This is a genomic window from Cedecea davisae DSM 4568 (assembly GCF_000412335.2).
GTDB classification, from domain to species: Bacteria; Pseudomonadota; Gammaproteobacteria; order Enterobacterales; family Enterobacteriaceae; genus Cedecea; species Cedecea davisae.
In genome coordinates, this window is sequence record NZ_KE161030.1 from 772,247 (window position 1) to 785,646 (window position 13,400).

Genomic DNA, 13,400 nt, shown 5'->3' on the forward strand with positions numbered 1-13,400 from the left:
TTGATACAACATTCTGCAAGCTTTATCGTAGCGCGTTAGCTATAACCAGCAGATATAACAACAAAAAGCCGTATCAGGAGCGTTGTCATGTTTAAATCTTTCTTCCCGTCGCCGAAGCTGTTTTTCCTTTCGGCGGCAATATGGGGACTACTCGCAGTTATTTTCTGGCAGTTCGGCGGCGGGCTGTGGCTGGAAAATCTGGTCGGTGCCAGCCAGCAGACACCCATCAGCGCAGCCCGTTTCTGGACGCTAAAAGCATTTGTTTTTTATGCTTTTTATGCCGTCTGTGTGGGAGCTTTTGCCGGCGTCTGGGCGCTGATAAGCCCGCATCCGTGGCAGCGCTGGTCTATTCTCGGCTCCGCGCTAATCGTCTTCGTGACCTGGTTTATGGTTGAGCTGGGAGTGGCAATTAACGCCTGGTACGCGCCGTTCTTTGACCTTATCCAGACCGCGCTGGCCTCGCCGAATAAAGTTCCGCTGCAAAAATTCTACAGTGAGACGGGCGTGTTTCTGGGTATCGCGCTTATCTATGTCACGGTCGGCGTGCTGAACAGCTTCTTTATCAGCCACTATGTGTTCCGCTGGCGTACCGCGATGAACGACTACTACATGGAAAACTGGCAGAAGCTGCGCCACATTGAAGGGGCGGCCCAGCGTGTTCAGGAAGATACCATGCGCTTTGCTTCCACCCTTGAGGATATGGGCGTGAGCCTGCTGCAATCGGTGATGACCCTGATAGCCTTTCTGCCGATTCTGGTGGCGCTTTCCCCGCATGTTAAAGAGCTGCCGGTTATCGGTGCCGTGCCTTATGGCCTGGTAATTGCGGCTATTGTCTGGTCGCTGATGGGGACCGGTCTGCTGGCGGCGGTTGGGATAAAGCTGCCGGGATTACAGTTCAATAATCAGAAGGTGGAAGCGGCCTACCGTAAAGAGCTGGTCTATGGCGAAGATGATGCGTCCCGCGCTACGCCGCCAACGGTCGCGGCGCTGTTTGGCGATGTGCGCCATAACTATTTCCGACTCTATTTCCACTACACCTACTTTAACATCGTGCGCATTCTCTACCTGCAGGTGGATAACGTGTTTGGCCTGTTTTTGCTGTTCCCGTCGATTGCAGCAGGGGCCATTACGCTTGGCCTGATGCAGCAGATAACCAACGCCTTTGGTCAGGTACGAGGCTCGTTCCAGTATCTGATAAGCTCCTGGACCACGCTGGTTGAGCTGATGTCTATCTACAAACGTCTGCGCAGCTTTGAGCGCACATTGCAGGATGTGCCGGTGCCCGGCACCGAAGAAGCCGTCTAGCTAATAGAAAAGGGATGGCGTGATGCCATCCCTTTCAGGCGGGTGACAAACTCTGGGGATAGAAGAAATACCAGACAGCTTGTTAAAAAATTAGGAAAATCAATTCATTGATTTTCGGCTGATAACCACGAAGAGGGAAAAACCACGCTTTTTCCCTCTTCGTCAGCAACCGCATAGGGATGGCGTGATGCCATCCCTTTTTGCTAATGCCCGGCGGCGGGTGGAGCGCCCGGCGCACCCGCCCGAATAAACGGCGGACGGGCAAACCAAATCACCACAATCAGCGCCATAAACCCCCATCCCAACAGCCAGAAGTAGTCGATGGTCGACATCATATAGGCCTGCTGCTCAATAGTTTTATCCACCACGGCCAGGTGCTGCTGCGTTGCTCCGCCCATCTTATGCAGGTAATCCATTGCCGACGGATTATATGCCGACACGCTCTCAGTCAGGTTCGCGTGGTGATAAACCTCGCGGCGCGACCAGATCCACGTCGTCAGGGAGGAGGCAAAAGAGCCACCCAGCACGCGGAAGAAGGTTGCCAGGCCGGAGCCTTCCGCTACCTCAACGCCGTGCAGATTCGACAGCACGATAGTGGTTATCGGCATAAAGAAGAACGCCACGCCGATACCCATAAACAGCTGTATTTCGGCAATAGTTCGGAAGTCGACATTGGTATTAAACTGCGCGCGCAGCAGGCATGAAGCGCCCATCGTCAGGAACGACAGCGTAGCCAACATGCGCATATCAACCCGGTTGGCGTAACGCCCGACAATCGGCGTCAGCAACAGCGGCAGAACGCCCATCGGCGCGGCGGCAAGCCCGGCCCAGATTGCGGTATAGCCCATCTGGGTTTGCAGCCACTGCGGCAGAATAATATTAATGGCAAAGAATGCCGCGTAGCCGAGCGTCAGCGACAGGGTGCCAATCGCAAAGTTGCGGTCGGCAAAAAGCCGCAGGTTAACAATCGGATGGCGCTCGCCCAGCTCCCAAATCACAAACGAGACCAGCGCAATCGCCGAAATCGCCGACATGATGATTATCTCCGGCGAGGAGAACCAGTCGAGATCGTTGCCCTTATCCAGCACCACCTGTAGCAGCCCCACGCCGAGCACCAGCAGGGCGATACCGATGTAATCTATCGGGGCGATAGTCGTGGTCTCTTCGCGTTCACGCAGCTGGCCCCAAACCACCAGTGCGGCAAAAATACCGATCGGCACGTTGATATAGAAAATCCACGGCCATGAGTAGTTATCGGTTATCCAGCCGCCGGTTATTGGCCCGACGATAGGCGCGACTACCGTCACCATCGACAGCAGCGCCAGCGCCATACTTCGCTTGCTCGACGGGAAGATAATCAGCAGCAGCGTCTGGCACATCGGGAACATTGGCCCGGCGAAAAAACCCTGTAACGCACGGAAGATAATCAGCTCGGTCATGCTGTGGGCAAAACCGCACAGGAACGAGGTAAGGGTAAACATCGCCACCGAGCCAACAAACAGTTTGAGCTGCCCGAACCGGCGGGTAAACCAGCCGGTCAGCGGCAGGGCGATAGCGTTACACACCGCAAACGAGGTGATAACCCAGGTGCCCTGGTCGGCGCTGACGCCGAGGTTACCGGCAATCGTCGGCAGCGCCACGTTGGCAATCGTTGAGTCCAGCACCTGCATAAAGGTCGCCAGCGACAGCGCGATGGTGGCCAGCAGCAGGCTGGGGGGCGTAAACGCCGCCTTATCTTGCATAACGTCTCTCTTAGCGGCTGCCGGACGCTACCGGCTGGCTGTTGTCATGGAGGATCTTCGCAACCAGCTGGTCGGCCTGGTCCAGCGCATTTTGATAAACGTCGGTAGTAAAGCGCGGCGTGGCGACGGTTTTTTGCGGCAACAGGTGGCCGTCTGCATTGCGAATATCTACCCGAGCAAACATAGAAAGCCCTACGCGCAGCGGATGTTTCTGCATGTCGTGCGGGTCGAGCGTGATGCGTACCGGCAGGCGCTGAACAATCTTGATCCAGTTACCGCTGGCGTTCTGGGCAGGCAGCAGGGAGAAGGCGCTCCCGGTGCCGATGCCGAGGCTTTCTATGGTGCCCTGGTACTCAACATCATCGCCGTAAAGGTCGGCGGTTAGCGTCACTTTCTGGCCGAGACGCATGGTCTGCATCTGGCTCTCTTTGAAGTTAGCGTCCACCCACACCTGGTCCAGCGGGACGATAGCCAGCAGCGTGGTGCCTGAATCAACCCGCATCCCGAGCTGCACGGCGCGCTTTGCTACAAAGCCGCTAACCGGCGCGACGATGGTGCTGCGTGCATTGTCGAGGAAGCGCTGGCGCAGGGTCGCTACCGCACTTTTAATTTCCGGGTGGCTATCAATCACTGTGTCATCAACCATCGCGAGGTTGGTGCGTAATGCCTGCTGTGCGGCGAGCAAATCGCTCTGGGCGCTGGTTACCGCATCGCGGTAGTGAGACAGATCTTCGGCCGCAATAGCCCCGGTGGCAAAGATTTTCTGGCGGCGAGCATAGTCGCTCTGCGCGGTTTGCAGGGCGACCTGTTTGGCCGCAACCTGGGCGCGATAGTTATCGGCGGTGCTGTACAGGCCGCGCACCTGGCGCACGGTATTGGCGAGATTGGCTTCGGCCTGCTGTAGCGCAATATTGGTATCGCTTGGGTCAAGCAGCACCAGCGGCTGGCCTTTTTCGACGTAATCGCCCTCGTCGACGCTCACCTGGGTGACGGTGCCGCCGATTTGCGGGGTCAGAGTGACCTGGTTGCCGTTGACGTAGGCGTCATCGGTGGTTTCGTAGTAGCGCGCGTACAGCATGTACCACGCCAGACATCCGGCGGCTATCAGCAGCAGGATAATCAGCAAAATAGCGAAGTTGCGCTTACGCTTGCTTGGTGCGCGTTCTGCCTGCTCGGAAGAGGTTTGCATTTTTGTTATGGCCTTAGTCAGGAAAGCTTAAAGGTGGGGCGCGGTAATGTCGTCCGGCAGCATTTTGATCAGAAGCTCGGTCAACTGTTGGGACTCTTCGGGCGTTAGCCGGGTCGTCAGGGCGCCGATGATGGAGTCCAGCGCTTCGTTCTGGAAGCGATCGCAAATCTGCTGCCCTTTGTCGGTCAGCTCGAGGATCACCTGGCGTTTATCTTCGGGATTAATGTTTCGCACGATCAGATCTCGCTTCACCATTCGTTCAAGCATGCGGCTCATCGCGCCGGTATCCATCACCAAATTTTTGCTGACTTCCACCGGGCTGTTAAAGCCTTTGTAGATACTAATCAAAACCTTAAATTGCGCGCTGGTTATCCCCATAGGGGAAAAATATTGGCTGATAAGCTGATCTTTAAACTGGTTAGACAGGTGGATCAGCAGGCCAAGATGGAGTTTAGAAGAGGGAGTACCCGCAGTATTACTCATGATATTTGCCTGGTCAGTAATTACAAATGAAATTACTGACCAGGCATTAAATTGTCAACGTTATGTCAGGATAAGCGCACTTTTTGTCAGTTTGCCAGCCAGGCCCGGGCGGTGTTTTTCATGGCAATTTCCAGCTCTGACCCCTGGGTGGCAAACACACGTTGTACCGGAAAACCTGATTTTTCCAGCAGATAAGCGAGCGGAGCGTAGGCCGCCGGGTAACGTTTAGCGGCTGGTTTATCAATGTCCACCGGGCCAAACGGGAAGTCGAACGAGCCAAAGTCGTAAACCACCTGGCGGCGCAGGATCCGCCAGGCACCGTCGCGTTTTTCCAGCATGTCGTAAAAGCGGTTATGGCAGGTGGCGCCAAATTCCAGCTTGTGGTTCTGGCCAATAATCATGGCGTTGGTTTCTGAAATAGCTTTATTTCGGGCGTTGTTAAAGGTGACAACCGGGGTGCCAATCAGATGTTTAGTGCTGATGTCGGACTTGCCCATGCGCATCGATCCTTTGATAAATTCGCTGGCGAGGCCTTCAAACCAGGTCACTTCGATGGTGCCCTCCGGGTGAAAAAGCTCGGCCAGCTTGTCCCACTGCGAAAGGTCGCGGTACATCCAGCCGTTCATCAAATCGTTGATAGCAAGGCGATCCTGCAAATAGTCACTGTTCATAAAAGGCTCCTGTAAAGGTGAGGAGCCATTGTTGCTCCGCGTTATCGATAAATGAAATATATTGATATGATGATTCAATCATTAAAATTGATGGTTTGGCGCTATGGAATTAAGACATCTTCGCTACTTTGTCACGCTAGCCGAAACCGGGCATTTCGGGCAGGCGGCAGCCCTGCTGCACATCGTTCAGCCCGCGCTGAGTATGCAGATCCGCGCCCTGGAAGAAGAGGTTGGCGGGCCGCTGTTTACGCGCACCAGCCGTAAAGTCGAGCTAACGGAAGCCGGGCAATTACTGTTACCGGAGGCAAGGCGTACGTTAGAGCAGGCCGAACACGGTAAAAATATAGTTCAGCGGGCGTTACGTGGCGAAACCGGGCTGGTCAGAGTCGGCTTTGCGGGCAATGCTGTGGTTTCCGGGCAGCTGATGAACGATGTCCGGGCTTTTCGCCACCGGTGGCCGGAGGTTGAGCTTCAGCTTCATGAAATGTCGCCCCTGGCGCTCGGTGAGGCGCTTAGCCAGCGGGCTATCGACGTGGCCTATACGCCATTAATGGGCAAACTGGGCGAAGATATTAAAGCGGTGAAGATTGCAGAATGGCCGATGATGGTCGCCCTGGCGGAAGATAGCCCGCTGGCGGGCGAAAAACAGATTACGCTTGAGATGCTGGCGCAGGTTCCGCATATCCAGTTCGCCGCGGGCGAAGGGGACGAAGCCCTGGAGCAGGTTCGTGAAAAGTGGCGCGCAGAACTGCCGCAGCCGCTGTATCAGGCCCAAAGCACGCTTGGCGTTCTGGCTATGGTTGCCTCCGGGTTTGGCATTGCGCTGCTGCCTCACTCTTTTACCCACATTGCTATTCCGCACCTGGTTTATCAGCCAATTTCCGATCGGCGGCTGATGGCAGAGTTGCTATTGTTAAGCCGCCGGGATGAAACCCAGGGAGCCGTGCTCGCCTGGACTCGTCTCGCCCAGAATAATAATCACGACTAAACGCTATGAGGATGGCAATTTGAACAGGCAGCATGGATTGATGGCGCTCTCTCTGGGCGCTCTGTTGGTACTTAGCGGCTGTACAACAAAAAGCAGTTCACCCGCATCAACGACAACGGCAGCGGCAAAACCGGTTGATATCGAAACCGTTACGCTGCGGAAAATTCCGCAGGGCGTTAAAGACAGAGACGAGCTGGCTAAAGATCTGCTGACCACGCTTAAGAGCCAGAACATTGAACCGACGGAGGAGAATGTCTGCTCCGTGCTGGCCATTGCTTTGCAGGAGTCCAACCTGCAGGCCGACCCGGCCGTGCCGGGGCTGAATAAAATTGCGTGGAAAGAGATAGACCGCAGGGCGGAGAAAATGCATATCCCGCCACTGCTGGTTCATACCGCGTTGCGTATTAATTCTCCCAACGGTAAAAGCTACAGCGAGCGTCTGGACAAGGTAAAAACCGAAGGCCAGCTTAGCGCTATTTTTGACGACTTCCTTACCATGGTGCCGATGGGCCAGAAGCTGTTTGGCAGCTTTAATCCGGTACGAACCGGCGGCACGATGCAGGTTAGCGTCGCCTTTGCCGAGAAGCACACCGACGGCTACCCGTGGAAAATGGAAGGCTCGGTGCGCCAGGAAGTCTTCACCCGCCGCGGCGGGCTGTGGTTTGGCACTTACCATCTGCTGAATTATCCGGCCAATTACACGAAGCCGATTTATCGTTTCGCGGATTATAACGCGGGCTGGTACGCAAGCCGCAACGCCGCCTTCCAGAGCGCCGTTAGCCGCGCCACCGGCACAAAGCTGGCGCTGGACGGCGACCTTATTCTCTACACCAGCGACCAGGCGAGCAGCACCGAGCTTGCGGTACGCAAACTGGCGAAACAGCTGGATATGAGCAATAGCGAAATCCGCCGCGCGCTGCAAAAAGGGGACAGCATCGGCTTTGAAAAAACCAGCCTGTATAAGCAGGTATTTGCTATAGCGGAGAAGAAAGCGGGCCAGCCGCTAGCGCGAGAAGTGCTGCCGGGTATCACGCTCGAAAGTCCGAAAATCACCCGCAATTTAACCACCGCCTGGTTTGCTAAGCGGGTGGATGACCGGCGAGCGAGCTGTATGCAGCGTTAGTCATCTCAGGCGGGAGCGGGCAGGCTTCCGCCTCAGGATTTAATAAAACCAGAAGGGATGGCGACGCTGGCGCAGGCGCAGCACAAGGGCAATAACGCCAAGCGTTAACGCGCCAAGCAGGAATGGGATCAGGCCAAATAGGGTGCTTACCGCCAGCCCCATTTCGATGCGCGGGCGGGCAGCGTCATTGCTTTGCGCGAGGTATTCCAGCACGCCGGGTGCCTGGACTATCAGGTTCAGTATCTGGGTTGCCACCCAGAAGCAAAACAGCACAAACAACGTATAGGCAACGTTGCCCAACGCGGATGTTTCTGTTTTGGTTGTCGTTATCATCCGGGGTACCGGAACAACGGCTTTCGACAATGTGATATCAGCCATCATGACCTCCCGTAAAATCGCCATGCTAATCAGGCGCGTGACTGCCCGTAGCGCAAATTTTGGCAGGTCAGGGGAGTTGTCAATATCAGATTGCTGGTAATTTTGCGGGCAGAATCCTCCTGGATTTGCATTTTTTGCTCAACTTCACATTTTTGTAACTTAAATGAAATCTCATTAACATTGTGCTAATTATGCGCCCGGCAACAGGCAGTTTCCCGGCCGTCGATATGCGACAATGCCGTCTGGTTTATCTCTGATGATATGAGGCTGACATGTTGACCCTGAAAATGCGTCGCGACTGGCACTATTACGCGGTGGCGATTGGCCTTATCTTTATTCTGAACGGCGTGCTTGGCCTGCTGGGGCTGGAAACGAAAGGCTGGCAAAACTATGCGGTGGGGCTGGTAACGTGGGTAATTTGCTTCTGGCTTGCGGGATTTATTATCCGCCGCCCCCGCGAAGAGTCGGAAACGGCGGAACCCTAAACACTACGAGGTGATTGAGCTTTTCAGAGCGCAATCCTGCTGGTGGCGTTCAAGAGCCAGTTCGATCAGGCGGGTGATCAGCTCCTGGTAGCCAAGCCCGCTGGCCTGCCAGAGTTTTGGATACATGCTGATGTTGGTAAAGCCCGGCAGCGTGTTGATCTCGTTGATGATAACTTCGTTATCTTCGGTCAGGAACACGTCAACGCGCGCCATACCGCTGCACTCGAGCGCCTGGTAAGCGCGAACGGCAATTTTGCGGATCTTGTCGTTCACTTCGGCTTCAAGCGCCGCCGGAACCACGACCTGGGCAGCCTGCTCGTCGATGTATTTGGTATCGTAGGAGTAGAACTCGCTGTTGACTACAATCTCGCCGCAGGTGCTGGCCTGCGGGTAATCATTACCCAATACCGCGCATTCGATTTCACGCCCTTTAATCCCGGTTTCAACCACCACTTTATGGTCAAACTCGAAGGCTAACGCCACCGCAGCATGATATTGATCTTCATTGCTGGCCTTGCTGACGCCGACGGAAGAACCCTGATTTGCCGGTTTGACAAACAGCGGTAAGCCGAGCTGCTTTTCAACTTCTGCGAAGCTGATTTTGCCGCGGTTAGCGCGGGTCAGGGTGATAAACGGCGCTACGTTCAGACCGGCATCGCGCAGCAGGCGCTTGGCTACGTCTTTGTCCATGCTGACCGCCGAGCCGAGCACGCCGGAGCCGACAAACGGCAGATTTGCCACGCGCAGCATGCCCTGCAAAGAACCGTCTTCGCCCAGCGTGCCGTGCACAATCGGGAAAATAACGTCAATCTGGGAAAGCTGCTCTGCGCTGCTGGTTTCAATCAGCTGGTGTTCGGTCTGGCCGGGAACCAGCGCGACATTTTTCTCGGAGCGATTTAGGGCGATAAGCGCCGGGTTATTGGCGTTCAGCAGATAGCTGGACGCGTCGTTGATATGCCATTGCCCCTGCTTATCAATGCCCAACAACACCACGTCAAATTTCGACTTATCAATGGCGTCGACGATGTTTTTTGCCGACTGCAGCGACACCTCGTGTTCTGCTGATTTTCCCCCAAACACGATACCAACCCGCAGTTTTGCCATGCCTTTAATCCACCCATAAACTTTACGAAGGCGGACAACATACCATGCTCATAACGGGGATTCATGTGGTTCCTGCATCCGCGGGGGATATGTGAGTTGGTAAGCAATCATTTCTATATCGTAATGGCGATTCCAGGGTGCTGACGGCGATATTCGTTAGTGTGATAAGCTTTATTCAAATCGTTCTATTCTGGTTGCATCCCCTTTGAAAAAACGCGCTATGGAATCCTGGAAGGTTAACCTCATTTCGGTCTGGTTCGGCTGTTTCTTTACCGGCCTTGCGATTAGCCAGATTTTGCCCTTTCTGCCGCTCTACGTAGAGCAGCTCGGCGTTAGCTCCCATGAGGCGCTGTCCATGTGGTCGGGGCTGACCTTTAGCGTGACGTTTCTGGTTTCCGCCATTGTTTCTCCGATGTGGGGCAGCCTTGCCGACCGCAAAGGGCGAAAGTTGATGCTGCTGCGCGCCTCCTTCGGCATGGCGGTTGCTATCCTGCTTCAGGCTTTTGCCACCAACGTCTGGCAGCTTTTCCTGCTGCGCGCGGTGATGGGGCTGACCTCCGGCTATATTCCTAATGCCATGGCGCTGGTGGCTTCTCAGGTGCCGCGCGAACGCAGCGGCTGGGCCATAAGCACTTTATCTACCGGGCAGATTAGCGGCGTGATAGTCGGCCCGCTGCTCGGGGGGTTTATGGCGGACCACCTGGGCTTGAGGCCGGTATTTTTTGCCACCGCCGGGCTGCTGATGGTGAGTTTCCTGGTCACTCTGCTACTCATAAAAGAGGGGCCGCGCCCGAAGATTAGCAAAGCCGATCGCCTGAGCGGCAAAGAGGTGTTCGCCACGCTGCCTTATCCGTGGCTGATTTTCAGCCTGTTTTTGACGACCCTGGTTATTCAGCTGTGCAACGGCTCGATAGGCCCGATCCTTGCCCTGTTTATTAAGCAACTTTCACCAGACAGCACCAATATCGCCTTTATGAGCGGCTTTATTGCCGCCCTGCCTGGGATTTCTGCGCTGTTTGCCGCCCCAAGACTCGGCAAACTGGGCGACAGAATCGGCACCGAGCGTATTTTGATGGCGACCCTCGCGTGCGCCGTGGTGTTATTCCTGGCAATGTCCTTTGTGACCTCGCCGTTCCAGTTGGGAATATTGCGTTTTCTGCTGGGCTTTGCCGACGGTGCGATGCTCCCGGCGGTGCAAACTCTGCTGCTGAAATATTGCAGCGACCAGGTAACCGGGCGCATCTTCGGTTATAACCAGTCGTTTATGTATCTGGGCAACGTGGCGGGGCCTTTAATGGGGGCCGGAGTCTCGGCAATGGCCGGTTTTCGTTACGTTTTTGCCGCAACCGCGCTGGTTGTTTTAATCAACATCTGGCAGCTGGCGGTGGCTTTGAAACGTAAAAAACTCCGTCAAAAAGAGCTGGAGCGACAAATTTAAAACGGATTTTTTTTTGCCCGGCGGCAATATTAATGAGTGGAACATGGAGAATAATTCCCACTTATTATTGTTCGCCGGATGGCAGGTTTTTTAGCGAATAATATTCCATTATTCTTTTTTTGATACGCAAAAAAAATGCATCCGCGATTATTAGCAGACTGAATCGTTTTAATATCGCCTTTATTTGCTATTACGCACATATTTAACGCGGCATATTGCTCTCAGGTGGATCTGAGTGTTAACGTCATGTCTTAACCCCGCAGGGACTGAGAAAATGAAAAATCTTATTGCAGAGTTATTGGTTAAACTCGCTGAGAAGGAAGAGGAATCAAAAGAACTGGTGGCTCAGGTTGAGGCGCTGGAAATAGTCGTTACGGCGCTGCTGAGGCGGCTCGAGCAGGGGGAGCGCCAGCAGCTGGTCGACAGTATTGAAGGGGCGTTAGATGATGCATCCCCAAAGACCGTAGTGCCATTTCAGGATACCGAATTACTTCGTCAATATTTAAAAAAACTGCTTATTCACCCACGTAGTTGAATCAAATTTCTCTGTCATATTAATGTCATAAGCTATTTTTATACTCGCTCTGTTTTTATTTTGTATTCAGTAGTTACTACATGGAGAAAATAAAGTGAAACAGAGCGTAATTATCGCCAGCCTGCTGCCTTTGCTGCTTGCCAGCACCCCTTCGCACTCACAAGAAAATTTAGCCCCTCTGGATAATCGTGCCGCGCAGGGAGATTTAACCCAGCCGGGCGGCGCACGCCGTATTACTGGCGATCAAACGGAAGCTATTCGCGCCTCGTTAAACAATAAAACGGCGAAGAACGTTATTCTGCTGATCGGCGACGGAATGGGCGACTCCGAAATTACCGCTGCCAGAAACTATGCCGAAGGCGCGGGCGGCTTCTTCCGCGGAATTGATGCCCTGCCGCTTACCGGGCAATACACCCATTATTCTTTAGACAAGAAAACGAAAAAACCGGATTACGTGACCGACTCTGCCGCCTCCGCTACCGCGTGGACCACCGGCGTGAAAACCTATAACGGCGCGCTGGGCGTGGACGTAAACGGCAAAGATCACGTCACCATTCTTGAACTGGCTAAAGCCGCCGGTAAAGCCACCGGCAACGTGTCTACCGCAGAAATTCAGGACGCCACCCCTGCAGCGCTTGTGTCGCACGTTACCGGGCGTAAATGCTACGGCCCGAGCGCGACCAGCGAGAAATGCGCGACTAATGCGCTGGAAAACGGCGGCAAAGGCTCGATAAGCGAACAATTGCTTAACGCCCGCGCCGACGTCACGCTCGGCGGCGGAGCTAAGACCTTCAGCGAAGTAGCGAAGGCGGGCGAATGGAGCGGTAAAACGCTGCGCGAACAGGCCGATATTCGTGGTTACCATTGGGTCGATAATGCTTCGGGCCTGGCGGCCGTAACCGAGGCAAACCAGAGCAAACCCCTGATCGGCATGTTTGCGGACGGCAATATGCCTGTACGCTGGGAAGGGCCGAAGGCCAGCTATCACGGCAATATTGACCAACCGGCGGTAACCTGTACCGCAAACCCGAAACGCGATGCCAGCGTGCCAACCCTGGCGCAGATGACCGAAAAAGCCATCGATCTGCTGAAAGGCAACGAGAAAGGCTTCTTCCTGCAGGTTGAGGGCGCATCGATAGACAAGCAGGATCACGCGGCGAATCCTTGCGGCCAGATTGGCGAGACGGTCGATCTCGACGAAGCGGTGCAGAAAGCGCTGGAGTTTGCCCGTAAAGACGGCAACACCCTGGTGGTTGTCACCGCTGACCACGCGCATTCCAGCCAGATTGTGGCACCGGACACCAAAGCACCGGGGCTGACGCAGGCTCTGAATACCAAAGATGGCTCTGTCATGGTGATTAGCTACGGCAACTCCGAAGGCGAATCTCAGGAGCATACCGGCACCCAGCTGCGCGTGGCGGCCTATGGCCCGCATGCGGCAAACGTTGTGGGGCTCACCGACCAGACTGACCTGTTCTACACCATGAAGGCGGCGATGGCGCTGGAGTAAAGTGGGGAGTGGGCTAAAAAATAAGAAAAAATGCGGCGCAGGAGTCGCATTTTTTTTGCCTTAGAGCCAGGCTTGAAGCGTCACAATAAAAAAGGAATAAGCTATGAAATATTCATTATTAGCGGTGTTACTGGTAGGGCTGGTTGGGTCAGCAACGGCGGCGGAGAAAACCATGACGCCTCAGCAGCAGCGAATGACCAGCTGTAATCAACAGGCTGCAACGCAGTCCCTGAAAGGGGACCAACGTAAGAGCTATATGAGTAGCTGCCTGAAGGGCGAACAGCCGGCTGCGGCGGTCAAAACGCTGACCCCACAGCAGCAAAAAATGAAGGATTGTAATGCCGATGCCGCGAAGCAATCGCTGAAGGGCGACGCCAGAAAAACCTTTATGAGCACCTGTCTGAAGAAAAAATAAGTCGTTTAAAGACTTGATTGTTGGTACGGTGAGT

Annotated in this window: 14 protein-coding genes; 8 read left to right on the forward strand and 6 right to left on the reverse strand. The window is 54.6% G+C overall.

Annotation, left to right across the window (positions count from 1 at the left end; genetic code table 11):
• Nucleotides 1–87: 87 nt before the first annotated feature.
• On the forward strand, nt 88–1,305 hold the full coding sequence (sbmA, locus tag HMPREF0201_RS03655; RefSeq protein ID WP_016535121.1) for a peptide antibiotic transporter SbmA: 1,218 nt from the start codon (nt 88–90) through the stop codon (nt 1,303–1,305).
• Between the two features lie 203 nt (nt 1,306–1,508).
• On the opposite strand, the gene HMPREF0201_RS03660 is transcribed toward sbmA, so the two are convergent.
• The 4 genes from HMPREF0201_RS03660 to HMPREF0201_RS03675 form a co-directional block, all read right to left on the reverse strand.
• On the reverse strand, nt 1,509–3,047 hold the full coding sequence (locus HMPREF0201_RS03660) for a DHA2 family efflux MFS transporter permease subunit (protein ID WP_016535122.1): 1,539 nt from the start codon (nt 3,045–3,047) through the stop codon (nt 1,509–1,511).
• 10 nt (nt 3,048–3,057) lie between these two features.
• Entirely contained in the window at nt 3,058–4,236 is a 1,179-nt protein-coding gene (locus HMPREF0201_RS03665) for an HlyD/EmrA/EmrK family protein (protein WP_016535123.1), read from the reverse strand.
• 27 nt (nt 4,237–4,263) lie between these two features.
• The gene (locus HMPREF0201_RS03670; RefSeq protein ID WP_016535124.1) at nt 4,264–4,719 is read right to left on the reverse strand and encodes a MarR family transcriptional regulator; all 456 of its coding nucleotides are present in this window, start codon (nt 4,717–4,719) and stop codon (nt 4,264–4,266) included.
• 86 nt (nt 4,720–4,805) lie between these two features.
• Nucleotides 4,806–5,390: a nuclear transport factor 2 family protein gene (locus HMPREF0201_RS03675; RefSeq protein ID WP_016535125.1), complete on the reverse strand. Its 585-nt coding sequence runs from the start codon at nt 5,388–5,390 to the stop codon at nt 4,806–4,808.
• A gap of 103 nt (nt 5,391–5,493) precedes the next feature.
• On the opposite strand from HMPREF0201_RS03675, the gene HMPREF0201_RS03680 reads away from it, so the two are divergent.
• Nucleotides 5,494–6,378, forward strand: a complete 885-nt coding sequence (locus HMPREF0201_RS03680; protein ID WP_016535126.1) for a LysR family transcriptional regulator — start codon at nt 5,494–5,496, stop codon at nt 6,376–6,378.
• A gap of 40 nt (nt 6,379–6,418) precedes the next feature.
• Nucleotides 6,419–7,501: a DUF1615 domain-containing protein gene (locus HMPREF0201_RS03685; protein WP_016535127.1), complete on the forward strand. Its 1,083-nt coding sequence runs from the start codon at nt 6,419–6,421 to the stop codon at nt 7,499–7,501.
• A 39-nt stretch (nt 7,502–7,540) separates the two neighbouring features.
• Here the strand turns inward: HMPREF0201_RS03685 and HMPREF0201_RS03690 are convergent, their stop codons facing one another.
• Nucleotides 7,541–7,879 (reverse strand): DUF2755 family protein, encoded by a 339-nt coding sequence (locus tag HMPREF0201_RS03690; RefSeq protein ID WP_039897963.1) that lies wholly within the window; start codon nt 7,877–7,879, stop codon nt 7,541–7,543.
• Nucleotides 7,880–8,151: 272 nt separating this feature from the next.
• On the opposite strand from HMPREF0201_RS03690, the gene HMPREF0201_RS03695 reads away from it, so the two are divergent.
• Nucleotides 8,152–8,364, forward strand: coding sequence for a DUF2754 family protein (locus HMPREF0201_RS03695; RefSeq protein WP_016535129.1), 213 nt, complete (start codon nt 8,152–8,154; stop codon nt 8,362–8,364).
• 3 nt (nt 8,365–8,367) lie between these two features.
• Here the strand turns inward: HMPREF0201_RS03695 and ddlA are convergent, their stop codons facing one another.
• Nucleotides 8,368–9,468, reverse strand: coding sequence for a D-alanine--D-alanine ligase (ddlA, locus tag HMPREF0201_RS03700; RefSeq protein ID WP_016535130.1), 1,101 nt, complete (start codon nt 9,466–9,468; stop codon nt 8,368–8,370).
• Nucleotides 9,469–9,688: 220 nt separating this feature from the next.
• Between ddlA and HMPREF0201_RS03705 the strand changes: the two genes are divergently transcribed.
• From HMPREF0201_RS03705 to HMPREF0201_RS03720, 4 genes are all read left to right on the forward strand, one after another.
• Complete coding sequence (locus tag HMPREF0201_RS03705; protein ID WP_016535131.1) at nt 9,689–10,906, forward strand: multidrug efflux MFS transporter; 1,218 nt, start codon at nt 9,689–9,691, stop codon at nt 10,904–10,906.
• Between the two features lie 274 nt (nt 10,907–11,180).
• On the forward strand, nt 11,181–11,441 hold the full coding sequence (gene iraP, locus HMPREF0201_RS03710) for an anti-adapter protein IraP (protein ID WP_016535133.1): 261 nt from the start codon (nt 11,181–11,183) through the stop codon (nt 11,439–11,441).
• A 94-nt stretch (nt 11,442–11,535) separates the two neighbouring features.
• Complete coding sequence (phoA, locus tag HMPREF0201_RS03715) at nt 11,536–12,951, forward strand: alkaline phosphatase (RefSeq protein ID WP_016535134.1); 1,416 nt, start codon at nt 11,536–11,538, stop codon at nt 12,949–12,951.
• Nucleotides 12,952–13,054: 103 nt separating this feature from the next.
• Nucleotides 13,055–13,366 carry a PsiF family protein gene (locus HMPREF0201_RS03720; protein WP_016535135.1) on the forward strand — a complete coding sequence of 104 codons (312 nt, stop codon included), beginning with the start codon at nt 13,055–13,057 and terminating at the stop codon, nt 13,364–13,366.
• Nucleotides 13,367–13,400 lie beyond the last annotated feature (34 nt).